Source organism: Papillibacter cinnamivorans DSM 12816 (assembly GCF_900176335.1).
In the GTDB taxonomy this organism is placed as follows: Bacteria; Bacillota; Clostridia; order Oscillospirales; family Oscillospiraceae; genus Papillibacter; species Papillibacter cinnamivorans.
This window is the reverse complement of record NZ_FWXW01000004.1, coordinates 195,977-221,028: the sequence shown is the minus strand read 5'-3', so window position 1 is coordinate 221,028 and position 25,052 is coordinate 195,977. Positions and strand designations below refer to the sequence as shown.

The window sequence follows — 25,052 nt, the reverse complement described above, 5'->3', positions numbered from 1 at the left end:
ATTCTGCAGACGGATGGAATAACGCCGGAAGCCCCGCGTTTCGAGGCTTCCGGCGTTTCGCTCCCCATTTTCCCATCGCCGCCCGGGCAAGCGATTATTCGATCGCCGGGTCTGATTGGAGCACCCCGGCATCCATAACAGCCCAGGCCTGCATCCGTCCGAATCATCTTGGAACAGATACATGGATACAAAATTCCCGCTGTGCGCTGACCTCCATTTTCCCGCCGAAGGGCTCCAGCCGCGCGCGCATGTTCTGCATGCCGTTACCTTCTTTCGGGGGCCCGGCGGGACAATATCCGTCATTTGAGACCGACATTTCGCAGCTCGATTCGTCCTCGCGGAAACGCAAGAGAATATGCGACGCACCCGCATGCCGAAGCGCGTTGGAAAACGCTTCGCGCGCGATCTTGACAAATGTGTCGGCTATATCATTGGGTTCGGGAAGCCGGCCCGCGCAGGTAATATCGGTCCCGATGGTCCGGTACATCTGAATCAGCTGCTCCAGCCGCACCTGGGGCGAAAGCTCCGGCTCGTAAAACAAATCCTGTCCGATATTTCGGAGCAGTCCCTTGATTTCATTGATCCGCTTGACATCCGGCGTCTTCCCCAGGCTTCCCAGCAAAACACGCGTCAGGGAAAGCCTTTGGCTGAGCACGTCGTGCAGGCGGGCGCGGGAATTTAAAATTTCTTTTCTCCAGGCATTTTTCTCGGCAAGCTCGAGGAGTCTCTTGAGCTCCCTCGCATTTTCTTCAAGTTGTCTGTTTTCGTCTCTGATCTGCGCTGCGACATGAAATTCCTCCGTCACATCCCGGAGATAAAGCTGGGTAAAGCTCCTGCGCCCGACCGCAATGGGATATTTCTGAATATAATAGCAGAAACCTTCCCCCGCGCGGATTAAAAGCCCGTCCGGGCTGTCCGTTTCCGGAACTCGGTTCGGATGGCACGAAAGGGCGTTCCAGAGAACGTCGACGCGGTCGTAAGCCGAAAGGCCGAGACTGCCGAGCATTTCCCGCGCACGCCGGTTTACCGAGACGGGACGGTAGCCTTTTCCGGCATACAGCAACCCGTCCGGCAGCCTGTCAAGCGCCTCCTTGACGGACAGACCGGTGATGTTCTCCCGAAAATCCGTCAGCCTTCTCGACAGCTCCAGAAGGCCGAGCAGTCCCAGCACCGCGCCGGACGCTGTCAGACGCAGCCCGAGCAAGCCGGCGGACAAAGGGTCGAACACAGGCAGGACCACCAGCAGCGCAAGAGCCGACAGCCAGAAGCGCAGGCGGCGGGTACGCACCGCAAGATAGAAGCCGAGTACAGCCGCCGGAACCAGAAAAAGGCGGAGATCCGCCCCCGGCATCAAAATAAGGCCGTTGAAGAGATTGTCTTTCAGCGCTCCGATAAACCAACTGACCCACATCAGCCAGGCCAGAAGGAGTGCTTCAAAGGCCGTGTTTGCTTTGTCCAGACGTATTCCTGTCAATACGAAATAGATGAGAAGGCAGGAAACGAGCAGCGCGAGAAAGAAGAGAGCAAACAGCAGATTCAGGGTGAGATTGCTCAGTCCGATCAGCTCAGTCAACGGGTTTTCCCTCCTTTCGCAGCACCAGGCGCAAAGAGGGATCTTCAAAGATGACGTTCAGAGTAAGGCTTCCCTTTGCCAGCACAGATCGCCTGTTTTCAGCAAACGCTCTGAGATCTTCGAGAGATTCCGCAGGCAGATCGCAGAGAAAACCGAGCGCCAGGGCACCGTCCGGATCGTCGGCATGCACGAATATGCTGCCGGATGCACAGTCGCGCAAAACAGAAAACAGATCGCGGCAAAAATCAAGATATCCGATCGCTTCACGGAGGCTTATGGCACCGGACGGTTCTCCATACAGCGCGATCTCCATTTTATCCTCCGCGCTGTCGGCGCAGATTTCCTGGAGAAGCAGAGTAACCAGCCGTGCCGGAACCGATCCGTCCGGCAGAGCGCCGAGGTGAAGAAGCCCTATCCGCTTGCAGTAACCGATAAGGCTTATAATATCCCGCAGTACCGATCTGAATTCGGCTTCAGATAAAGACGGCGACAGCCGCTCCGCCAGCCTTCCCACTTCATCGAGGCGGGGCCGCACCAGCCCGTCCAGGCGTTCCAGCATATGCCTGCGGGCCGAGAGGGCCTGAGAAACCCGTTCCTGCTCCACCTGTTTTTCAAGAAGGGCCGTCTGGCCCAAAAGGCTCTGCCGAATTCTTCGGAGGTTTTTATTCAGGCTGCGGATACCCGAAAGATCGTGCTTCCAGACGACAAAGCCGCCAGAGATTTCCGCCGCCTCGTAATCGGGTCCCAGTGCTCCGCCGGGATCGTCCGGTGCAAAAAACAGGCGCCGGCCCCCGGTAATTCCGGCAGTGATATCCGGGGGCAAAGGCTCGGCGCCGGAGGAATCACTGTGAACGCTCCCGTCATGCCGGACGAGGTACAAGGACAGACGGCTGGACTCGAACAGAAGCCTGTAGTACCGGTTGTACGGAATCAGCCCGCTGCGCAGCGTCAGCTCCCAGAGCAGAAGAATAAAAACGACGTGGACCGGACCCATCTGCGTCTGCCGTATGAACGAAACGCCGGCAATATACAGAATGTTATAAAGCGCTATGCTTCCGACAAGTCCGCTGAGCAGCACAATATACCGGCCGTTTCTGCGGTTTCCCGCACAGCGGTAGAGAATCATAAGCCCGCCCAGCGCCAGAAAAGCGACCCATGCAAAAAGCAGAAAGAAACCGGGCTGGTATTCGTATGATTCGGCCGGCAGCAGTTCCGACGTAAAACGGAATACAAACTGATGCAGATCGTTGGTCATGACCATCAGCACAATTAGCCCGCTCGGCACAAGAATCGCCGTGCGGACTTTTTTCCAGTGTTCCGGTATAATTCCGCCGATATGGATGGAGGTAAGCGCAAGCACCGCGGCGCTGCCTATGAGCGGCAGGTAATACAGATACCATAGAAAGCGGGTTAAATCCGTATCCGCCGACTGTTTGAGCAGCACGATCAGCAGCCACAGAAGGAGCAAAGCCGTCTGAGTCTGCAAGAGTCTTCTCAGTCCCCGGTCGACGACGCGCCAGGAGAGACTGACGCCCCAGAAAACGATCAGAATCGCAAGGGGTATATACAGCGCCACCCGCTCGCTTCCGTCGGCGGTGGAAAACAGGTGCGTTCCCATCACGCCCCGGCGGTAAGCCGGTACCGTATCGTGCGCCAGGAGCATATAATCGGGGTCCCCCAGCGCCTTTACGGCGGCCAAGTATTCGGACGCGTCCGGATACAGCCCCGGGAGCGTCCGGCCGTCTGTTGTCCGCAGTCCGGCTTCCACCAGTTCGTCTGATGTAAAGACGATTTCCGCAGCCGAGTCGGACGGCGCGAAAAGGCCTACGGTGAAGCTGTAAGTCCCGTCAGACGGAACATGCATCATCACGGGCAGGCCGGATAAGATGAGCCGGGCTCCCTCGTCGTCCGGAACGAGTGCCACGGTTCGGCCATCCATCACGCTCTCAAATTCCCCCGTAGTCTCTCCAACGATCAGCCGGCCTTCCTCCTGAAGAAGTGCAAGAAGAGAGACCGCTTCGTCCAGCGAGGCGCCGCCGTTCAATGCCAGCGCCATGGCCGGAAGGACCCGGGCCATATGCTTTCTGGTCACAAAAAACCGGCAGGGCGAAGCATACAGCTCGGCAAAAGACCGGATCGGCTCCATATTCTCCGGCATTAAAAAGACGACAGTGGAAATGTAGTGCGGAAAAAACCGGCCCGGCATTCCCTCGTCAAGTCGTGGAAGGACCCGCGCGTCCTCCGCCTGAACATAGGCGATGCTGCTGCCGATCAAATGCAGCATGTATTTATTGAAATGATACTTGACGGTGAAACCGTCCAGTTCCCGCATGATAAGACGATTATACGGTTCGGGGGCCTGATCGTTGAGCAGCGCCGCCGTCCGCGGCGTGTTTTGCGGCAGGAGGCCCGTCAGGCTGAACGCTGTAAAGGCGGCCAGCGAGAGAAACAGAACGGCTGCGAATATCGTCAGACGCTTCATCCGTCCGTCGCCTTCTCTCCTGGCGGTCCGCTGCCGTGAGGCGTTATATATCCGTTTGCAAGAGCGTACATCGTGAGCTTCGCGATGCTGTCATAGCCGGTTTTCGACAGGATGGAGCGGACGTACCCTTTTACCGTGTTCTCGGAAAGTCCGTAATGTTCGGCGATATCCTGTCTGCTCATGCCCCTGCAGTAAAAACGCAGCACCTCCACTTCGCGTTCGCTCAGTTCGTTATAGCCAAGGATGGGCATGGTGGGCTTTGTCGGCCAGGTGCTGTAATTTTTCTCAGCCTGGCGCAGAACGGCAATGAGGTCCCTGGCGTTTAAATTTTTATAAATAAAGCTGAAAACGCCGGCCTCCCGCGCCTCGTCAATGAAGGACAGGTCCGGAAGGCCGGTCATGATAATCACCTTGATATCGGGGAAGTCCCGGTGCAGCCGGACGGCCGCTTTCAGGCCGCTGGAGCCGTTTTCCGTGCAGACATCCATTAAAACAACATCCGGCCGCAGCTTTTCACAGGCGGCATCCACAAAAGACGCATCGGTCAGCGCCTTCACCACTTCGAAATCCAGTTCGCCGGAGATCAGATTGACAAGAGAATCAAGCACGAGATTCTGGTCCTCCACTACGATAATTCGCATTCCGGTTCACTCCTCACGGCAAATCCGCCGCCGGTCTTTCTTATCTTCAGCATAGCATGAAGCGGTATTTCTGACAATGTCATAGAGGCTGAAAAATTGGTAAAAAATTCATCCAAAAGGATTGAAAAACGGTTTCGCATCCACCCCGTTTGAGCTGTGCAGCGCATGGAACTTTCTTTATGATTGAAGTGGACCGGAGCGACTTTCAATCTACTCTGCCGCCAAGCGATTGGCCGGGATTAAAGGAGGATATCCATGCGAAAACCGTTATTGAAAAAAGCGCTCTCCTTCCTGCTGGCTTTCTCTGCTGTATTTACAGGCCTGTTGACAATTGCGCCAATCCGGGCCGCAGCGGGCTCGCAGTTTATTATCGATATTATGGCAACACCCTACAGCACCACCAAGATCCATGTGACTTTCCATTATGGGAAGGACAGTTCCGAGGACAGCAGGCAGGAGCTGCTGGTGGATGTCCTGAAAAAGTCCGGCACCACCCTGCAGAAGGTGACGACCTATAACTTCAACATCCCGTACGGCACCGATCCGAGGGGCGATTACAGCTGCATTGTCGGGGGTCTTGAGCCCGAAACGCAGTATTACGTCCGGATCAAGGGCTCCGCGGGGTGGTATGACGACGTGAATGTCGCCGAGCATTACTATTACAGCGACCTGTTCCCCGTCACGACGCCGGAACCGGCGCGGCCGACGCTGGGCGCTATCCAGCTGCAAGGGCTCACGGCGACCTCCGTCTCCCTGAAAGCTACCCTCGTGAGCACCGGCACGGGATTCCCCTTTGACCCGGCGAACCCGGTCTGGAACCTGTCGGGGGAACTGCTTGGGGAGCAGCTGGTGATCTACAAGGCTGCGGAGGACACCGGAGAAAACCTCCAGGCAGACGATGCCCGCGCGGTCGCATCCGTGGGGCCGAGGGTCTGGTCGGACAGCGACAATCTGCTGCGCTACAGCCATACACTCTCCGGCCTGGAGCCCGGTACCGCCTATGTCGCCCAGGCGAGCATCTCCAATGTCCACTCTTTCATAGGCTATTCTTCCAAGCTATATTTCACGACTTACAGCTTTCCCGCCGTCGCCATTGACTCCGTCTCGCCCCACACGGCGTCGACCTATGTCTATGCCGATGTGACGATGGATCCGCGCGACACGATGCAGAGTCTCGCTCTTTACGCAGCGCCTGCCGACAGCGTGAATATTCCTCTCGATCCGGACGTCGTTGTGGGCAGCCTGGTGGATTACGACGGCACCACCGGACGGGCGATGTTCCGGCTGGTCGGCCTGACGGCTGAAACCGATTACGCCGCGGTTGTCGAACTGAAAAGCCAGGGCGCTATAGCCTGGAGCTCCGCAAAAACCTTCACGACACCGCTCACCGCCACGGCAGCAATTATCCACACCCAGGCCGCGACGGCCATCCGCGACACCCATGCGATGCTTCACGCTTATATCGAAAGCGTGGGCAATTCCTATATCCTGGAGCAAGGCTTCATCTACTCCGATACAAATGAAAACCCGGGGCGCGACGACCCTGACGCAACAGTGATTTACGTGCCCATCACCTCCCAGAGCGACGATACCGCCATTTCCGCGCCGCTCGACAATCTGACACCCAATCAGCACTACTGGTTCCGTAGCTTTGTCCGCACCAACGTAGGGGTTACTTACGGCATCGTGCTGCCCTTCATGACCCTGCGCAGCCCGGAGGCCGCCACCCTTGCCAATCAGGAATTCAAGACCAGCTCGTCCATTCAGCTGTCCGGGTTCGCGACCTCCACCGGCGGCCTTTCCCCCACGCTGCGGGGCATCGTATACGCTCAGGTTCCCCTCACACCCGCCTTGGGAGCCACCGGGTCGAAGTTCGTTCTGGACAGCGTCGTGGACGGCGACATTACGGGACGGTTCGACCTGACGCTCACGGGCCTGGCTGCAGGGACGACTTATAAATATAGGGCCTTCCTGCACAACGAGAGCGGCACGTTCTACGGAGATGAGCTCTTTTTCACGACCGAAACGTCGGAGGCCGTCCTGCCCTCGGTTACGACCTTAGCCATCAATCCGACGACCATCACAACCTCCTCCGTCCTTGTCTCGGGCCACTTTGACGAGCCTACGGGCGCGGGCAACGATGTGACCGAAACCGGCTTCGTCTTCTCCCAGTTCCCGAATCCCATTGTGAACGGCCCCGACACCGAGTACTGGTCCTCCGGCGATATCGACGGAGATTTTTCCAGGACGCTCACCGGCCTGTCTCCGGACACGACCTATTATGTGCGCGCCTGCGCGAAAAACGGTACCGGCTTCGGCTACGGGGCCGACGTTTCCTTCACCACGGATCCCGAGCTGGGCACGGTCGCGCCCCCCGTCATCACCTCTTTGGATATTACCGGGGTGACAGCCAACACTATCGGCGTTAAGCTGACCTGGTCGCCGCCCGCCGCCGCTGGGTCTATCCTCTATTCCGCCACCAACCATGAGCCCACCCTCGGCGGTGACGGCGTAAGCGAGTTTTCCCTGCCGACTGTGATCAACAGAGGCATGGGGACCATTGAGGGTCTGACTCGAAACACCACCTATTATCTCAGAGGCTACGCCAGGGTGATCGATCCCACCCGCATCGGCGGCTACGCCGTAAGGTACGGCGACGTCGTCGCCGTCACCACCCACATCAGCGGCCCGCCCGTTGTCGGCATTCCCGTGGCCGACCCCGTCGCCGAACTGAGCGCAAGCGTCACCGTATCCCTCGATCCCAACGGGCGCCCGCTCTCCGGCGCGCTCATGGTCTGGTCGTCCGAAATCACCGAGCCGGCGTTCGGCATGCAGGGCGTGAACAGCCGGGAACTGAACTTTACCTCCACAGTACCCGTCAGCAAACAGTTCGACCTGACCGGTCTGAGAACCGGCACGACCTATTATTACAGGATCTACGCCTATAACGCCGACGGCTGCGGCCAATCAGGAGTAGAGACTTTCACCACCGACACGGCCGACCCGCCCGTCTTTGCCGTCACCGGGGCCGAACCCGGCTCCAGCAATGCCTCCATCACCGCGCAGATGACTCAGGACGGCACCGGCAGCAGAGCGGCCTACTGCCTCGGCATCCTGGTCTCGGCCACGCCCGACCCGAATTTTATCACCTCCGGTGTCTTGTATTCTCCGGTTTTCGGGGCGGGCACGGATCCATTTACGGCTGATTTCAGCGGGCTTTCGCCGTCCACGACCTATTATGCCAGGCCCTATGTCTCCACCGTTTATGACGAGACCTTTTGGGGAGAGAGTTATTCCTTCACCACCGGCGAAGCCCCGCTTGCCGCCGTCACCCTGTACGGGCCCTTTGACGTGGATGACAAGTCGGCGGGCTTCACCGTGGACGTAACTTCCAGCGGAGGCAACCCCATCCTCCAGCGGGGCCTGGTCTACAACACCACGGGGGTTCCCACCACCGGAGAAAATGCCGTCGAGTGCGAGGGGGCGGGATCCGATCCGGGCCGCACAGCCGCAGCTCTCACCGGGCTGACCGAGGGGATGAGATACTATGTCCGCGCCTATGCGTTAACGGCGAACGGCACGGCCTACAGCACCGACGAGGTGGTCTTCCTGGCTGTCGACAGCCCCATCACGGTCCAGTTTGACGCAAACGGCGGCACCTGCGAGACAGCGGCGGATATCGTCGGCGCCGAAGGAAAACTGTCTGCGCTGCCCGAGGCGCAGTGGGAAGGATACATCTTTGACGGCTGGTTCACCCTGTCTTCCGGCGGTGACGAGATCACCACCGACACCGTCTTTACCGAAGACGTCATTGTCTACGCCCGCTGGACGCCGACAGCGGCAATCAAAACCGTCACCTTCGATCCGAATGGCGGCTCCCTCTCCCCCGCCACGGCGCTGACCGACGCTGATGGAAAACTTGCGTCCCTGCCGGTCCCGACGTGGCCGGGCAATGAATACGTCTTTAATGGCTGGTACACCGATGCGTCGGAGGGTACCGCCATCACGACCCATACGGTCTATGAGGAAGCCACAACCATATACGCCCACTGGACGTTCTGGGAAACGGGCAGCCTACCCACCGTGGTGACGGTTTCGGCAGCGGGGACCGGTTACACCTCCGGCACCTTCACCGGGGAGGTGACTGCCATGGGGAGCGCCACAGTGAGCGAGCGCGGCTTCCTGGCAAGCTACACCATAAATCCGAATTACGGCAACTCCACATATCGCGCTGAGTATCATGTTGATGAGGGCGATGGAACCGGCAGCTTTTCCGGTCAGATTTCAGGCTTTGCGTCCGGTGTGACCTACCATGTCCGCGCCTATGCCATCAATGAGGGCGGCATCAGCTACGGTGAGGACATGACGTTCACCACCCTGCTGGATACCACGGAAAACACCATTCAGACGAACCCGGTGACCGCGCTCACCCCCGCCGGCGCCACCTTCCGCGGCAGCCTTACCCTAAATTCGGCGGCTGTGCCGTACCTCACAGAGCGCGGTTTTGTCTACGGGGATTTCCAGGATCCGGAACTGGGCGATCCGGGCGTTACCGTACTGACGGACGCACTCGCCGTGGCGGGTGACTTCTCGGCCGCCGCTATCGGGCTCACCCCCGGAACAGCCTATCATGTGCGCGCGTATGCCATTCTCAATTACGAGGGACTGGACAGTATAGGCTACGGCGAAGATGTGGAATTCACCACATCCTCCGGCGGCGAGATCGGAGTCTATGTGCCCCCGGAAGAACCCGCGAAAGAGGATGAGGTGCCTCCGGCCGGAAAGATCGGCTATTTGGATATGCCCGAAACGGATAACCCCTGGGGCAACGTGGTCCTTTATACCGATGCCGACGGAGAACAGTTCATCGTGGGCCTGGGCATCGTGGAGGGCTCCCGGATGAAATACATCTCCCGCGGGCCTGTGCAATATGAAATCATCTACAACGCCAAAGACTTCGACGATATCGGCGGCCACTGGGCCAAAAACGATATCGACTTCAACTCCGCAAGGCTGCTGTTCCTTGGCGTCACGCCGAACCTCTTCGCGCCCGACGCCCCCATGACCCGCGGCATGTTCGTCACGGTGATCGGACGCATGTTCGGCGCGGACCCCGGTGAATACACCGACGTGCCCTTCGGCGACGTGCCGCAGGCCGCCTATTACGCGCCCTATGTCCAGTGGGCGGCGGAAAACGGCATCGTGTTGGGCGTGTCGGCGGACAAATTCGAGCCCGAGCGTCCCGTCACCCGTCAGGAAATGGCCGCGATCATGCAGCGGTTCATGACCTTCCTGGGACTTGACCTTGCCGATAAGGGCGCTGCTTTCAACGACGAGGCGCAGATTGCCGGCTGGGCGCAGAACGACGTGGACTCCATGCGCGGCACGGGGATCCTGAACGGCAAGCCTGATAATCTCTTCGATCCTCTCGCGGCTTCCACCCGCGCCGAGGCCGCGGTGGTATTCCGCCGGCTCATCGAATATATCGTAAACAGCGCGTCGTGACGCGCCGGTTTTCGCTGGTAGCGTTCCGAAGGACATCCGGGCGAGGCAAATCCCCGGCGTATGCTGTGCGGCGCCTTGAAATGTACGGAAACGGCAGCGGCATCGTTGGAAATCCCAAACAGAGAAAATGCGGATAAGCGGCTGTCAGACGGAGCAGATACCGGCGCGCCGCTGCCTTTAGTGAGAAAGTAATCCGCAATATCACTCCCCCGCCAGGCGGTCTTTGAACTTCAAAGCCGCCTGATTTTTTTCGGCAGGACACCGCCCGTTCTCCGCGGCCCGCGTCGTTATTTCGAGGAGTGATTTCCCGAAAATATCATTTCAACCTTCTTTTCGCTTCCGGCGAATTTATTGCGAGGTGTTCTCCATTAAAACCCGATTTTTTTAAATGAAGCGGCGGCCATCCGGCCGCTTCATTTAAAAAATCAAAACCGGATCGCTGTGGGCTCGATGCTTTTCAGATCCCTTGCGCAGGTAAAGCTCATAACGCGGCGGAGTTCCTAGTTCATGTCCGAGAGGATCTGTCCGGCCCCCTCTTTCTCCGAAACGTCATATCCTGCCAGCACCGCGCTGCCCGCCAGCACGCCGTCGGCGCCCAGAGCCGAAACAGCCGCTCTCTTCATGCGTTTTCTTGAGCGTTATTAAGCAGCATTGCGGATACTCCCACTATCCAGCGCTCAATTCGGCGGCCGGGCAATGGAAAGCGTCAACCCCCGGCAAAGAAGCACGGTAATCCCCACCGCCCGACTGCGTTGATTGCAGAGGCGGTGGGGACTTTTGATTACGGTTTTTCGGCCGGGGAATCTGCAAAACTAAAGGATCTTCTTTGCATACGGGATCTTGCGGATCAGCCAGGCAATACCAAAACAGAGCGGTAACCCCACGGCTGCCGCCAGGCAGAACTTCAGCTGCGGATATGTCTGCAGCCCGGACAGAGCCAGCATCAGAAAAATGATGACCGGTACATGGATGACGTACACGGCGAAGGAATGCCGGGAGAGAAACCGGCCGAATTTTTTCCCTCCGTTCAGGAAGCGGCGGAAGAACGTAATCAGCGCAAGGCTCATCCCCACGGCGAAGATCGAATCCCACAGCGCAAAAACGGCCGACTGCCAGCTGCCGCGGCCTATCCACGCGCTGCCAGAGCCAATCAGCGCCGCCGGGAACAAGGTGACCGACGCGAGTATGGCCAAAACAAAACCCATCTACCCAAGCGACCCGGGGATCGACCGGAGCCAGCCCCGTCTATCGGCAAGAATCCCGATCAGAAAGAAGCCCAGGTATTGCGGCAGATAGGCAAGCGACGGGAACTCGAGCAAAGACGTGCCATACGGAACAACGATCCGGAACAGATAGCTGACAGTCGCCAGCGCCAGCGTGAAGAAGGCAATTTTAGGGAACGTAAGCCTGGAAAACGCAGTCGCGGCCGGGCGCTCCGGTTTTTTTTCATTGTCATGCGCCAGGCAAGATACCCCAGGTCGAGTACGAACAGCATCACCACAAACCACATCACCCCCAGGTTGAAGCGGCCTGACGCCGCGCTCCCGGCGGGCGAATGCAACCTCTGATATCCCCATGACGCTATGGGGCTCAATAGTAAAACGTAAAAAAGCGGGGGGATTCCGAGGCGCATCAGCCTGTCCTTCAGGAAGGTTCCGGGTCCCTTGCGCTGAAGCGACCCGGGGGTGAAATACCCCGAGAACAAAAACAAAAGTCCCATAAAAACAGGCGGGATAACATTAACAACATTTTCATTTTCGGGGAGTAACAGATCAGAATTCCAGACATGGAAAATCCAGCAAGCCCTTGCGTTTACTGGCTTTTTGGCGGAGATGGCGGGATTCGAACCCACGTGACGTTGCCGTCAAACTGATTTCGAGCAATTGACCGCTCCGGCGACCTGAGGCGAGCTGTGGTGAGACAAGGCTGATCCAGGCGACCGCAAACCCCCTGCAATACAGAGCTTTTCGGGGCCTGAAACCCGGAAAGCCTTTATACGCGGGCATTTCCGAGAATACCTCATTCAAAACGTCTTTTCGATTTTTTGCGAGCAAAACGCGCGAAATCGAGGACGAATGTGTGAGATTCTTTCGAAAATGCCCGCTCTTTTTCTGTCTGCCGAAAAACAGAAACAGGAGACGGACTATGAGCAAACAGAATAAGACTACATATACCATCGACGAGTGTTACATGATGATGTTCTCCGAGTACGAGGATATCGTAACGGCCCAGGAGGCGGCAAGCATGCTGCGCCTGCCGGTAAAGCGGGTATATCGGATGTTCCGCTCCGGCGAGATCAAAAGCTTTAAGGACGCACGCGATGTCCGTACCGCCAAGCTATGGATCATCGAGTATGTCCAGCGCTATGGCTTCATCCGGCAGGAGAGTTTTCGGAAGCAACGTAAAGCGGCTGTTACTGTGTTTTGTCAGGAGCCGAAAAGCCGCAAGCAGATTCAGGAGTTTCTAGACCTCGCAGACAAGCGGTTCTTTATGGAATCCGTCCTGCAGCCACTGGTGGCTGAGGGGACCCTCGTCATGACCAAGCCCGACCAGCCCGCCTACGTCCACCAGAAGTATGTGGCGGCAAAGCGGCTGACCGGGCAGGAGATCAAAGAACAGGTCGAAGAATGAAAGGAGAAATAATTATGGATGACGATAAGAGGGAGAAGATCCACGAAATCGCGCTGACTGATTTACATCCGTTCAAAAACCACCCTTTCCATGTGGAACAGGACGACGAACTGCGGGAACTGGCGAAAAGCATTGCCGATCACGGCGTCGTCACTCCGGGTATCGTGCGGTCCAAACCTGAGGGCGGCTATGAGCTGATCTCCGGCCACCGCCGAAAAGCCGCCAGCGAACTTGCGGGCGTGGCCACCATGCCGGTGGTCATACGGGAACTAGACGATGACGCAGCCACCATCATTATGGTGGACTCGAATCAGCAGCGAGAAAACCTGCTTCCCAGCGAGAAAGCGTTTGCCTACAAGATGAAGCTTGAGGCAATAAAGCGGCAAGCTGGCAGGCCAAAAGCTAATTCGCCGCAAGTTGCGGCGAATTTCAGAAGTGATGATGAAATTGCCGCTCAGGCAGGTATCAGTGGGGATACTGTTCGCCGCTTTATCCGCCTCACCAATCTCATCCCCGATCTGCTGAAGCTCGTGGACGAAAAGAGCATTGCCATGTCCCCGGCAGTAGAGCTCTCTTGCCTGCCGAAGAAAAAGCAGGAAATTCTTCTGGATTTCTGCCGGATGCAGCAGTGCACGCCGTCTCTGTCCCAAGCGGTGCGGCTGAAAGCACTCCAGCAAACCGGCAAGCTGACCGAGCTGGAGCTTATCAAGATCATGTCCGAACAGAAGGCCAATCAACGGGACAAGCTGACCTTTCGCGCCGACAAATTCGCCGCCTATTTCCCCAAAGGCTATACCGCAGAGCAGATGGAAAAATCCATTCTCCGGATGCTGGCCGAGCGCCAGCAGAAACTGAAAAAGGCCAGAGACAATGAGCGCTGAATGTGCCGCGAGGCATTAATGCGATTATATCAAAAAACTATTCTGCTCAATTGACATCTCCTCGGATAATAACGGGATCAGTAAAAAATTGGCGACTCATCTTGAATCGATTCAAGGATTTATACTGTATTATGAACGAATTAGTTTGAGCACAAAATCCCGTTTCGCTGCTTGTTTTTCAAGCAGTCAATATGGGGTTTTGTATTTTGGAAATCATAACAGCCACGCGGGTACATACCAGTTTCTCTTATCGATCGGGAGAAGATCGGTTGCCATGCAGACAACAGCACCGGTTCCAATATCCAGCTTGTATTGCTCCAGTTCGCCGAATCGTTCGGGCTCGGTTACCGGATTAAGCACTTTGAAATGTTTAATGGCCTCCGAGCCGGGCGATGCCGATTTTTTGATTTCGATGGGATACAGCGCGCCGTCATAATGGAGCAACAGGTCAATTTCTTTCTTGTCCTTATCGCGATAATAGAAGATGGGCGGTTCCTTCCCTGCATTCAGGTAGCTTTTGTAAATCTCGGAGAAAACCCAGCTTTCAAAGAACGAGCCCGCCATAGCGCCTCTCTCAAGAATCTCCGCGTTGCCCCATTTCAGCAGGTATGCGCAGAGCCCCGTATCCAAAAAATGCAGAAGGGGCGTTTTCACTATACGTTTCAGAACATTGTTGTGATAGGGTTGAACCAGTGCCACGATACGGGATGAAACCAGAATGGAGAGCCACTTTTTCGCGGTGGGCGCGCTGATTCCGGCGTCCTTCGCCAGTTCGTCATAGATGATCGGCTTTGCGGTCCTGGCCGCGACGGCGACCATGAAGTTATAGAAGGACATTTCGTCCGCCACCTGCGTCAGATCCTTGATGTCCCGCTGAAGGTAGGTGTTCATATAGGAGGAATAGAAAGTCTCCAGGTTAATCTCATCACCCGTATACAAGGCCGGCATTCCACCCCGGAAAATGCGCTCGTATATATCGGCAAGAGACATTTTACGCGCCGTTTTCGCCCTGGCCATAAGTCTTTCGGGTGTGGTTGTAAAGGGCTCGGACGGGATACGATCAATTTCGCTGCCTGACAGGCCAAGCAGATTTACAATTCCGACGCGGCCTGCCAGAGACTCACTGACATTTTTCATCATATGAAACATCTGGGAGCCGGTAAGCCAGAAATCTCCTCTGTCTTTTGAGCGGTCAACACTCATCTTGATGTACGGAAGGATCTCCGGCGCATACTGAATTTCGTCGATGATGACCGGAGGAGTGTATCTCTGCATAAACAAAGCAGGGTCGTTCTTCGCGAGAAAGCGCACGTCCGGATCATCCAGTGTAATATAGGTTCGGTCCGGTTCTGCCAGATGTTGCAGGAGAGTTGTCTTTCCAACCTGTCTCGGCCCTGTCAGAAGCAACACGGAAAAGGTATCTGAGATTTTTATGATGGAATTCTCAATCGCTCTTTTGATATACATTGTCAGCACCTCACTTCCATTATAGACGATAACAAAAGAAAATATTCGGCCAAAATAAAATACTATTTTAGTTTAGCCGATATTTGATGGCGTGTCAATACGTATATCTGATTTTCCCCGCACTTAGATAAAAGAAGCTCTTTCCGCATTTCAGATTGATTGGTACCGGTAATATATCAAATGCTAAGGTGCATTATTAATCATTCTGCGTTGGACTTTTTCCCGGATGTGACTTTGAAGTTGCCTCAAACAATGTACTAATAAATGTATTTCCTGTACTGGTTCTGAAAATCTTGTTTTTAATTTTCAGTATTGTTTCCGGAGACATATTATCTTCATCAGCATTAACCAGAAAGTCCGCCTCAACTAATATCTGATAATCGATCTCCTTAATGTCCGTATAGGTATGATGATGCGCGATGAGCCAGCATACTCGGTCAATAACACTTGATTCGGTACCTAACTCCTCCAAAAGTTTTTTTGCTTCCGGCGGGCCTTCGAGCTGCTGATAGTTCCCGGCGGAACTGTTATATTTCTTTTCGCTGTTTTTAATTCCAATGTCATGAGTAAGCGCCGCGATTTCAACAATCTCCTGCGTGCTTTTGTCGAGGCCTTCCATCTCTCCAATTGCCTTGGAAAAACCGTATACTTTCAAAAAATGGCTGATTCTCCGTACATCTCCGGCGTAATATGCGATCATAGCGTTGATTACCTGTCCGATATGGCTCATTTTGCACCCCTTGCCTCTCTTTCAGAAGGTTATTGTTTTATCCGCCCGTTCCACATCATATTCAGGCAGTCAATCATAATGGGTAACGGGCATACTTTGCTGATGTCTTTTTTCGATAAGGCTCTCAATTTACATTTTATGGCTGCAAAACATAAAATTAATAATAACTATACCATAATCGATTCGAGACTAAATGTTAAAGCGCCCTTCTGAACTGCCGAAACCTTTCAGAAGGGCGCTTATTCATGACTATTCCACCGTGATAACAGAGACAGGACAGTTATCACGCGCTTCAACTGCCGCGTCTTCCGCAGATTCAGGAACAGGGTCCGCGCAAACCTCCGCGCGCCCGTCATCAGCCATCCGGAATACCTCCGGACAAGTCGATGCGCATAGTCCGCATGAAATACAGCCTTCCCTGTCGATTGTCGCTTTCATATGCTGGGACTCCTTTCTTAAATCAGGCGTCCATAAACAGTTTGATATCGTCGTCAGCCGTTCCGATACCCGCAATACCGAATTTTTCAACCAATACCTTGGCAACATTCGGAGACAGGAAACCCGGAAGCGTGGGGCCGAGGTGGATATCTTTCACGCCCAGATACAGCAGGGCCAGGAGTACAATGACGGCCTTCTGCTCATACCAGGAAATATTGTAGGCAATCGGCAGCTTGTTAATGTCGTCGAGCCCGAACACCTCTTTGAGCTTCAGGGCGATGACCACCAGAGAATAGGAGTCGTTGCATTGCCCGGCGTCCAGAACTCTCGGAATCCCGCCGATGTCGCCCAGCTTTAGTTTGTTATAGCGATACTTCGCACAGCCCGCCGTCAGAATCACCGTGTCCTTCGGAAGCTTCTCGGCAAACTCAGTGTAGTATTCTCTGGATTTCATGCGTCCGTCGCAGCCGGCCATAACGAAGAACTTTTTGATCGCGCCGGATTTGACGGCGTCAACAACCTTATCCGCCAGAGCTATCACCTGGTTATGGGCAAAACCGCCGACGATACTGCCTGTCTCGATCTCATCGGGTGCGGGAAGGGTTTTGGCAAGCGCGATGATTTCTGAAAAATCCTTTTTGCCGTTTTCGTCGGCTTCAATGTGCCTGCAGCCGGGATAGCCCGTGGAACCCGTGGTAAAGATTCTACCCCGGACCTCTTCGCTTCTTGGCGGGACGATGCAGTTGGTGGTGAAAAGGATGGGGCCATGGAAAGATACGAATTCGTCAAGCTGTTTCCACCATGCATTGCCGTAATTTCCGGCAAAGTTTTCATATTTCTTGAAATCCGGGTAGTAGTGGGCGGGCAGCATCTCGCTGTGGGTATAAACATCCACGCCGGTGCCTTTAGTCTGTTCCAAAAGCTGTTCCAGATCGGTCAGATCGTGGCCCGAAATCAGGATCGCGGGATTTTTTCTGACGCCGATATCGACCTCGGTGATCTCCGGATTGCCGAACCTTGATGTATTAGCCTCGTCCAGAAGTGCCATAACCTTGACGCCGTATTCGCCCGTTTTCAGCGTCAGCGCCACCAGATCATCGGCGGTGAGGGAATCGTCCAGCGTTGCCGCCAGCGCCTCATAGATGAAAGCGTTAATGGTAAAATCTTCTTTTCCAATGTTTTTCGCGTGCTCGGCATAGGCCGCCATGCCCTTAAGGCCGTATGTGATCATTTCGCGGAGAGAACGCACATCTTCGTCTGCGGTTGCCAGCACGCCGACGGAGGCTGCCTTTTCCAGCATGGACGCCCTGGCGCTCACAGTAAAGGTCGCCGCGTCGTGCAGACCCGCGGAAGGAACGGAACCCCTCAGTTTATCTCTGGCGGCAATCATTTTCATGATCTGTTTTTCAATCGATCCATCGTCGAAATTCGCGTTGGTAATGGTCATGAACAGGCTGCTGAAAACTTCATAATTTGTCTCGCCGAGGTTTTTGACGTCCAACTTTCCTTTGACTACAATTTCTGAAATGCCCTTGAGAGTGTAAATCAGAAGATCCTGAAGTTTTGCCACTTCTTCGCTTTTTCCGCAGACTCCGCGCACCGCGCAGCCCTTTCCTCCAGCAGTTTCCTGACACTGATAACAAAACATACTCATTTTTGCTTCCTCCTTTAAAATTTAGTCTTCAATAGGTTCAAAATCGTCCTTACCGACAAAACAAATAGGGCACTGCCAATTATCGGGCAAATCTTCAAATGACGTGTCGGGCGCGATGCCACTGTCAGGATCGCCAAGCGCGGGATCATAGATATATCCGCAGGGGATACACCTGTACTTTTTCATCTGGTTTCCGCCTCGTTTTCTCAGCTTTTTGGAGCGGGCGCTTTTACGACAATTAACTCCAGCGTTTCGTCATGCACATTTCTGACATTCATTTTAGTTTGGAACGGAATCTTCAGTAGGGTTCCGGCTTCGTACTCGTGGATTTCCTGCTCATCAAGGCCAATGGAGAGCCTTCCGCGAATGACGGTCATATACACGTTAGAATTGGAAAAGTGCTCCGGCAATCCCTCGCCTTTGTTAAACACCATGTGGAGGTAATGAAGGTTTTCGTCAAACAGGACTTTTTCTATGGCTTTTTTATTGGTTCCGGACAGCTTATACTCTTTTTCTATCATAACGCGTACCCCTTTCAATCAAGTATTTTGCCATCGGGCGAAATCGTGACAATCTGCCAAGGAATCATTTTTCCGCTGTTTTGAAGCGCCTTTTTTATCGCGTTTTCGATCCCTCCGCAGCAGGGTACGTCCATGCGCACGACCGTGACGCTTTTAATGCTGTTGTTTTTAATGATCTCCGTCAATTTTTCGCTGTAATCCCCTTCGTCAAGCTTGGGGCAGCCGATCAGGGTCACTTTATTCCTGATAAACCTGTTGTGGAAATCGCCGTAAGCATAGGCCGTACAGTCGGCAGCGATCAGCAGGTTCGCGCCTGCAAAATACGGCGCGTTAACCGGCGCAAGCTTAATTTGGACCGGCCACTGCGTGAGCTGGCTTTTATTCTCAAATGATTCGGTCCGGGCGATTTCGCATCCGGCTTCCCGGCGAATGGTTTTGGGCTGTGTTCCCGGGCATCCGCAGGCCGGTGTTTCTTCCTGTTTGCTCAGCTTGCTTTTCTTTACGGCGGCTTCGTCGTATTCTTTCGCTTCGCGTTCTTCAAAACTGATGGCACCCGTCGGGCAGGCCGGCAGGCAGTCGCCCAGACCGTCGCAGTAATCGTCTCTGAGAAGCTTCGCTTTTCCGTTTACCATGCCGATCGCGCCTTCATGGCAGGCTTTTGCACACAGTCCGCAGCCGTTACATTTTTCTTCGTCAATTCGGACAATTTTTCGAATCATGTCCCGTTCACCTTTTCTTTCGAGTGCTTTGTTTCATATTCTTGTTGACTTTATGTCTTGAGTTTACTATTCTTAAGGTAATAAGTATGTTGGAATTCCAACGAAAGAGGATATTATGAAAAATTATATGAGTGTACTGAAAACGGTGCAATTATTCAAAGGCATTGAAGAATCAGATTTACAGCCGCTTTTATCGTGCCTGTCCGCAAAAGCGATTCAATATGGAAAAGGTCAAACCGTATTTTCCAGCGGCGAAAGAATTGAGCGGTTCGGCATCGTTTTGTCGGGGGAAGTTCAGGTTGTTCAGGACGACTATTATGGGAACAGAAGTATCCTTGCCAAAATCGACATTGGAAACCTGTTTGGGGAATCCTTTGCCTGCGCGGAAATGAAAACGCTTCCGGTCAGTGTTATCACAACGACCGAAAGCGAGCTCCTCTTTATCGACTGTCACAGGCTTGCCGTTCCGTGCGCCAAGGCGTGCGGTTTTCACAGCAGGCTCATTCAGAATATGCTGAGTATCGTATCCATGAAAAACATATCGCTGACGCAGAAAATTGAATTTACCTCAAAACGAAGCACCCGCGAAAAGCTTATGGCATACCTTTCGGCCGAGGCAAAAAAAGCGGGAAGCAGCCGATTTTGTATTCCGTTCAACCGGCAGGAACTCGCGGACTACCTTTCCGTCGAGCGCAGCGCCATGTCGGCTGAGCTTTCAAAGCTCAGAGATGACGGCGTCCTGAAGTTTCACAAAAATCAGTTCGAGCTTCTGTAATTACCCTTTTTTAACGCCTGTATACCGGATTGCTTCCTTGGGACAGGCCTGCCGGCAATTCGTGCACTGATGGCACAACGAAACGTTAATGATGGCTTTCTTATTGGGTCCGCTTACCGCAATCGCGTCGGAAGGACATACCCTTTCGCATAATCCGCAGCCAACGCAGGCGCTTATATCGACTTTTTCGGACATGCGCGCAAATCTGCCGAATGTTCTTTGCAGCGCTCCGAACGGGCAGATGGTATTATGAAATACAGCGGGCCTGTATCTCAGGGACACAAGAACAGATACGGCAACCCATATGAGAAGGACCGGTAAATTGATATGAAGAAATCTTTTGGAAAGCAGCATCGCCGCTATGCTGACGGCCAGAGCAATCCATGAGAAATAACCGTTTTTCAGCCATCTGGGAGTATCCTTTACCTGAAGTTTAAGCTTTTTGGAAAGCCACTCCGCCGGAATCATGCAGGTATTCATGGGGCAGACATATCCGCAATAAAGTCTCCCGAAAAACAAAGCAGCCAAAAGGCTTGCGGCAAACAATCCAAGCCACAGCGCCGTCTTGGCCTGAACGGCTAAAAAGAAGAACAAAACCAGAAACAGCAAACGAATAACTGCAGCGATATATTTCATAGTACTTCCCCTCCACTCTTTTGACTTTTTCTTGATCCGTTTTAATTATACAGATATAATCATGAAAATGGCGTTACCAAGGTAACACCATTCGGGAGGAATTTATATTGAACAAATATATTGATCTGATTAAAAAAGCGGATCTTCTGAAAGATATGCCGAAAGACCTGATAAGTGGATATTTCAGCGACGGAAGTTTTCAAACGGCGGTATACGGCGAGAACAGCGTCGTGCATTTTGAGGGTGAACCTTGTTTGAAGCTGGAAATCATCCTTTCAGGAAAAGTTTCCGTGGAACGGATTGATTCCAACGGGGGCCTGCTGACCGTCGCGGAGTTTTTTGAAAACGACATCCTGGGCGGAAATCTTCTCTTTTCCAAAAATCCGTATTATCCGATGACTATTACGTCGCAGGGACCTACGATCATCTTAAAAATCAACAAGGAGCGGCTGTTTGAACTGTTCTCCGAAAACCGGGATTTCCTAAGAATCTATCTGGAATTTATATCGGATCACGCATATCTCCTAGGAGATAAAATCAGGCATTACGTCAGCAGAACGATACGCGAAAGCGTAATCAGTTTTCTTAAACATGAATATAAAAATCAAAACTCAAATCATATCAAGCTGAACATGACGAAAAAGGCACTTGCGGAAAAAATCGGCGTTCAGCGTACATCCTTATCAAGGGAGTTGGCAAAAATGAGAGATGAAGGATTGATAAAGTTCGGCTCGGATTATATTGAACTTCTAAAGGAATAATCCTAAAGACAGCTTAGCATCCCGTTCATTCTGCTTACCGGAAGCAGGATAAACGGGATTTTTCTTTCCTCCAAATGCTCGATTTGTTTTCCATTTGGTACTCTTTTCGAGCAACCCATCAACAAATGAACCGCAAGGAGTGAGAATATATAACACATTTACCACTTTGATATGTCTTAATTTTTTAAGCCCTGAAAATGCTTCAAAAGTCAGGGCACTGAAAGCAAAATAGTGATATCTTCGGAAAATGATCCCGAGGAAGGTTGTTTGTTTGCCTCATTTTCCCCGCAATATCAGCACTTTTTACATCATACGGTTCAGTAAGCAAAATTTCGAAAGTGATGTAAGTGCCTCAAAAACCAGTTATAAAAAACTGGCTTTCCATAAAACGCAGAAAGCCTGGAAAGCATTGATAACACTAGGTTTTTGGCTAATGTGATAGTGTGGGAGTTTACCTCAACTCACCAATGTGGCTGTTTACCTTTCGAGCAACATTCTGCTCTGGTGACCTGAGGCGAGCTGTGGTGAGACAAGGCTGATCCAGGCGACCAAAAAACCCCTGCAATTTAAGCCTTTTCGGGGTCTAAAACCCGGAAAGCCTTGATACGCGGGCATTTCCGAAAATACCTCATTCAAAACGTCTTTTCGATTTTTTGCGAGCAAAACGCGCGAAATCGAGGACGAATGTGTGAGATTCTTTCGAAAATGCCCGCTCTTTTTCTGTCTGCCGAAAAACAGAAACAGGAGACGGACTATGAGCAAACAGAATAAGACTACATATACCATCGACGAGTGCTACATGATGATGTTTTCCGAGTACGAGGATATCGTAACGGCCCAGGAGGCGGCAAGCATGCTGCGCCTGCCAATCAAGCGGGTGTACCGGATGTTCCGTTCCGGCGAGATCAAGAGCTTCAAGGACAGCCGGGATGTGCGAACCGCCAAGCTGTGGATCATCGAATACATCCAGCGGTACGGCTTCATCCGGCAGGAGAGCTTCCGCAAACAGCGCAAGGCGGCCGTGACCGTATTCTGTCAGGAGCCGAAAAGCCGCAAGCAGATTCAGGAGTTTCTGGACCTTGCGGACAAGCGTTTCTTTATGGAATCCGTTCTCCAGCCGCTGGTGGCCGAGGGGACTCTCGTCATGACCAAGCCCGATCAACCCGCCTATGTCTATCAGAAATATGTAGCGGCGAAGCGGCTGACGGAGGGGGAAATCAAAGAACAGGCAGAAGAATGAAAGGAGAAATAATTATGGATGACGATAAGCGGGAGAAAATCCACGAGATCGCGCTGACGGAATTACATCCGTTCAAAAACCACCCCTTCCATGTGGAACAGGATGACGAGCTACGGGAGCTGGCTAAAAGCATCGCCGATCACGGCGTCGTCACGCCGGGCATCGTGCGGCCAAAGCCCGAGGGCGGATATGAGCTGATCTCCGGCCACCGCCGCAAGGCCGCCAGCGAACTTGCGGACATGGCCACCATGCCGGTGGTCATCAGAGATTTGGACGATGACGCCGCCACCATCATCATGGTGGATTCGAACCAGCAGCGGGAAAACCTGTTGCCCAGCGAAAAGGCGTTTGCCTACAAGATGAAACTTGAAGCCATGAAGCATCAGGGAAAACGCACAGATTTAACTTGTGCCCAACTTGGGCACAAGCCGGAGGGGAAGAAATCAATTCAAAGTCTGGCAGACGGTTCAGAAGATAGCCGGGTGCAAATTCAGCGATATATCCGACTTACCAACCTCATCCCAGACCTGTTGAGGCTAGTGGATGAAAAGAGCATCGCCATGTCCCCGGCAGTGGAACTCTCCTACCTGCCGAAAAAGAAGCAGGAAATTCTTCTGGATTTCTGCCGGATGCAGCAGTGTACGCCGTCCCTGTCCCAGGCAGTTCGGCTGAAAGCGCTCCAGCAGACCGGAAAGCTGACCGAGCTGGAGCTCATCAAAATCATGTCCGAGCAGAAGGCCAATCAACGGGACAAGCTGACCTTCCGCGCCGACAAATTCGCCGCCTATTTTCCCAAAGGCTATACCGCGGAGCAAATGGAACAATCCATCCTCCGGATGCTGGCCGAACGCCAGCGGAAACTGCAGAAGTCCAGGGACGATGCTCGCTGAACGCACCGCGAGACACAAAAATACAAACGACTTTAGTCGAGTTATAAACATTTTATCAAATGACAATTGAAGCATGGATTTTGTCTATAACTCGCACTCCCCGCACACAGACGGTGAATGTGTCGTGAAAAAATTGCCCGGTTGACCTTGTAGCAGTAATAAAAGATAATCTCCGCCGTTTCACCAGTTCACAACAACGGCGGAGATTATTTATTTCACTTTCAGCGTTCGTAGGTAAGCCTTTGTCTGGTCGCTGATCCGGTAGTTCTCTATCGCTTTTTGTATGATATAGGGCAAAGTACGATTTATTGGACTGACGTTATGATAAAATCACAAATATAGACCAATGACCGATTGGATTCCGCTTTGTTGAAAACAAAGATCCCCGCTTATGTTTTACACTAAGCATCCTATCTCCTTGCATTATCGCAATATATGGTATACAATTTAATAAAAAATCTATATCTTGATTTCAGGAGGCTCAATATGTCTACTTTACAAACTGCCTTTACCCAATTTCACGATAATATCAAGCTGGAGGACGAAAACCAAACACTACGAGATAAACGCGACATTCTTCTGAATAAACTAAAAGACGAAATTTCTACAGACGCAGCCTCTTACACGACCTTCAATCAAGGTAGCTATGCCATGAACACGGGGATTAAGCCTGAGGATGGGGATTATGATATTGATGTTGGGCTAAAGTTCGATATCAACAAGAGTGACTATACTGACCCTGTTGTGGTTAAAAAGTGGGTACGTGACGCCTTAGTTGGGCACACACAATCTGTCTCGATTAGGCGTTCCTGCGTAACCGTCCAGTATCAGCAAGATAACGAGCCAATCTATCATGTGGATTTTGCTTGCTATGCTGCTGATAATGATGACGGGAAGCTCTACATAGCAAAGGGCAAAGAGTTTTCAAATGCGGATGAAAAACACTGGGAAGTGTCTGACCCGCAGGGATTGATCCAGTTAGTTCAGGATAAACACTCTGGCAAAGACGCAGAGCAGTTCCGGCGCGTAATCCGCTATGTGAAGAAATGGAAGGTGCGTAAGTTCTCATCGGACGGAAATGGTGCTCCTACCGGCATAGCCTTAACGGTTTTGGCGTATAATCTTTTTTCGCCATCCTCTGTCTACGACCCTATTACTGCAAGTCGTAGCTATAATGATTTTGATGCCTTACATAATTTGATTAAAAACATAAAAAACAAATTCAGTATGATTTTTAAGGATAGTTCAATTTATTATACGATCAGTGCTAATCTTCCCGTAGAACCTTACAACGACCTCTTCGATAAAATGACGCTAAAACAAAAAACAACCTTCCATGACAAGATCGTTGCTATGGACGATAAACTTGAGGAAGTAAAGAAAAAAACCACCTTATCTGAGAAATGCACGTTACTTCAAGATTTGTTTGGATCTGATTTTCCGATACTGACCACCCGCAGCATGGTGGGTAGTTCTGAATCAGCATGATGCTTTTATAGGAGGGGTCC

General features: G+C 52.9%; 22 protein-coding genes. 8 read left to right on the top strand and 14 right to left on the bottom strand.

Annotated elements, in window-relative coordinates; genetic code table 11:
* Positions 1-163 precede the first annotated feature (163 nt).
* From B9A13_RS07895 to B9A13_RS07885, 3 genes are read right to left on the bottom strand one after another with little or no spacing between them, the layout of a single operon-like run.
* Positions 164-1,573, bottom strand: a complete 1,410-nt coding sequence (locus B9A13_RS07895; protein ID WP_084234603.1) for a sensor histidine kinase — start codon at positions 1,571-1,573, stop codon at positions 164-166.
* Positions 1,566-4,055: a histidine kinase N-terminal 7TM domain-containing protein gene (locus tag B9A13_RS07890; protein WP_084234602.1), complete on the bottom strand. Its 2,490-nt coding sequence runs from the start codon at positions 4,053-4,055 to the stop codon at positions 1,566-1,568. Before B9A13_RS07890 ends, B9A13_RS07895 begins: the two co-directional genes overlap by 8 nt.
* On the bottom strand, positions 4,052-4,696 hold the full coding sequence (locus tag B9A13_RS07885) for a response regulator transcription factor (protein WP_084234601.1): 645 nt from the start codon (positions 4,694-4,696) through the stop codon (positions 4,052-4,054). Before B9A13_RS07885 ends, B9A13_RS07890 begins: the two co-directional genes overlap by 4 nt.
* A 378-nt stretch (positions 4,697-5,074) precedes the next feature.
* Between B9A13_RS07885 and B9A13_RS07880 the strand changes: the two genes are divergently transcribed.
* Positions 5,075-10,201 carry an S-layer homology domain-containing protein gene (locus tag B9A13_RS07880; protein ID WP_143806916.1) on the top strand — a complete coding sequence of 1,709 codons (5,127 nt, stop codon included), beginning with the start codon at positions 5,075-5,077 and terminating at the stop codon, positions 10,199-10,201.
* A gap of 500 nt (positions 10,202-10,701) precedes the next feature.
* Here B9A13_RS07880 and B9A13_RS14590 read toward each other — a convergent pair whose 3' ends face one another.
* From B9A13_RS14590 to B9A13_RS14690, 3 genes are all read right to left on the bottom strand, one after another.
* Complete coding sequence (locus B9A13_RS14590; protein ID WP_278309010.1) at positions 10,702-10,824, bottom strand: hypothetical protein; 123 nt, start codon at positions 10,822-10,824, stop codon at positions 10,702-10,704.
* Between the two features lie 189 nt (positions 10,825-11,013).
* Positions 11,014-11,406, bottom strand: a complete 393-nt coding sequence (locus B9A13_RS07875; RefSeq protein ID WP_084234599.1) for a hypothetical protein — start codon at positions 11,404-11,406, stop codon at positions 11,014-11,016.
* Positions 11,407-11,465: 59 nt separating this feature from the next.
* Positions 11,466-12,053: an acyltransferase family protein gene (locus tag B9A13_RS14690; protein ID WP_084234598.1), complete on the bottom strand. Its 588-nt coding sequence runs from the start codon at positions 12,051-12,053 to the stop codon at positions 11,466-11,468.
* A 293-nt stretch (positions 12,054-12,346) separates the two neighbouring features.
* Here B9A13_RS14690 and B9A13_RS07865 point away from each other — a divergent pair, with 293 nt between their 5' ends.
* Positions 12,347-12,832: a helix-turn-helix domain-containing protein gene (locus tag B9A13_RS07865; RefSeq protein WP_084234597.1), complete on the top strand. Its 486-nt coding sequence runs from the start codon at positions 12,347-12,349 to the stop codon at positions 12,830-12,832.
* A 14-nt stretch (positions 12,833-12,846) separates the two neighbouring features.
* Positions 12,847-13,713 (top strand): ParB/RepB/Spo0J family partition protein, encoded by an 867-nt coding sequence (locus B9A13_RS07860; RefSeq protein ID WP_242942818.1) that lies wholly within the window; start codon positions 12,847-12,849, stop codon positions 13,711-13,713.
* 213 nt (positions 13,714-13,926) lie between these two features.
* On the opposite strand, the gene B9A13_RS07855 is transcribed toward B9A13_RS07860, so the two are convergent.
* From B9A13_RS07855 to B9A13_RS07825, 7 genes are all read right to left on the bottom strand, one after another.
* Entirely contained in the window at positions 13,927-15,180 is a 1,254-nt protein-coding gene (locus B9A13_RS07855) for an ATP-binding protein (protein ID WP_084234595.1), read from the bottom strand.
* Positions 15,181-15,376: 196 nt separating this feature from the next.
* Positions 15,377-15,910, bottom strand: coding sequence for an HD domain-containing protein (locus tag B9A13_RS07850; RefSeq protein ID WP_084234594.1), 534 nt, complete (start codon positions 15,908-15,910; stop codon positions 15,377-15,379).
* Positions 15,911-16,159: 249 nt separating this feature from the next.
* Positions 16,160-16,348 carry a ferredoxin gene (locus B9A13_RS07845; protein WP_084234593.1) on the bottom strand — a complete coding sequence of 63 codons (189 nt, stop codon included), beginning with the start codon at positions 16,346-16,348 and terminating at the stop codon, positions 16,160-16,162.
* Positions 16,349-16,370: 22 nt separating this feature from the next.
* The gene (gene hcp / locus B9A13_RS07840; RefSeq protein ID WP_084234592.1) at positions 16,371-18,002 is read right to left on the bottom strand and encodes a hydroxylamine reductase; all 1,632 of its coding nucleotides are present in this window, start codon (positions 18,000-18,002) and stop codon (positions 16,371-16,373) included.
* A gap of 21 nt (positions 18,003-18,023) precedes the next feature.
* Positions 18,024-18,188: a rubredoxin gene (rd, locus tag B9A13_RS07835; RefSeq protein ID WP_084234591.1), complete on the bottom strand. Its 165-nt coding sequence runs from the start codon at positions 18,186-18,188 to the stop codon at positions 18,024-18,026.
* Between the two features lie 20 nt (positions 18,189-18,208).
* Complete coding sequence (locus B9A13_RS07830) at positions 18,209-18,523, bottom strand: cupin domain-containing protein (RefSeq protein ID WP_084234590.1); 315 nt, start codon at positions 18,521-18,523, stop codon at positions 18,209-18,211.
* A gap of 14 nt (positions 18,524-18,537) precedes the next feature.
* Positions 18,538-19,242: a 4Fe-4S dicluster domain-containing protein gene (locus B9A13_RS07825; RefSeq protein ID WP_084234589.1), complete on the bottom strand. Its 705-nt coding sequence runs from the start codon at positions 19,240-19,242 to the stop codon at positions 18,538-18,540.
* 115 nt (positions 19,243-19,357) lie between these two features.
* Between B9A13_RS07825 and B9A13_RS07820 the strand changes: the two genes are divergently transcribed.
* Complete coding sequence (locus tag B9A13_RS07820; protein ID WP_084234588.1) at positions 19,358-20,017, top strand: Crp/Fnr family transcriptional regulator; 660 nt, start codon at positions 19,358-19,360, stop codon at positions 20,015-20,017.
* Here the strand turns inward: B9A13_RS07820 and B9A13_RS14685 are convergent, their stop codons facing one another.
* A complete protein-coding gene (locus B9A13_RS14685; protein ID WP_084234587.1) occupies positions 20,018-20,653 on the bottom strand; it encodes a 4Fe-4S binding protein in 636 nt (211 codons plus the stop codon).
* Between the two features lie 107 nt (positions 20,654-20,760).
* Here B9A13_RS14685 and B9A13_RS07810 point away from each other — a divergent pair, with 107 nt between their 5' ends.
* From B9A13_RS07810 to B9A13_RS07795, 4 genes are all read left to right on the top strand, one after another.
* On the top strand, positions 20,761-21,414 hold the full coding sequence (locus tag B9A13_RS07810) for a Crp/Fnr family transcriptional regulator (RefSeq protein ID WP_084234586.1): 654 nt from the start codon (positions 20,761-20,763) through the stop codon (positions 21,412-21,414).
* 754 nt (positions 21,415-22,168) lie between these two features.
* Entirely contained in the window at positions 22,169-22,654 is a 486-nt protein-coding gene (locus B9A13_RS07805) for a helix-turn-helix domain-containing protein (RefSeq protein WP_084234585.1), read from the top strand.
* Between the two features lie 14 nt (positions 22,655-22,668).
* A complete protein-coding gene (locus B9A13_RS07800; RefSeq protein ID WP_242942817.1) occupies positions 22,669-23,544 on the top strand; it encodes a ParB/RepB/Spo0J family partition protein in 876 nt (291 codons plus the stop codon).
* Between the two features lie 486 nt (positions 23,545-24,030).
* Positions 24,031-25,032, top strand: a complete 1,002-nt coding sequence (locus B9A13_RS07795) for a nucleotidyltransferase domain-containing protein (protein WP_084234583.1) — start codon at positions 24,031-24,033, stop codon at positions 25,030-25,032.
* Positions 25,033-25,052: the final 20 nt, after the last annotated feature.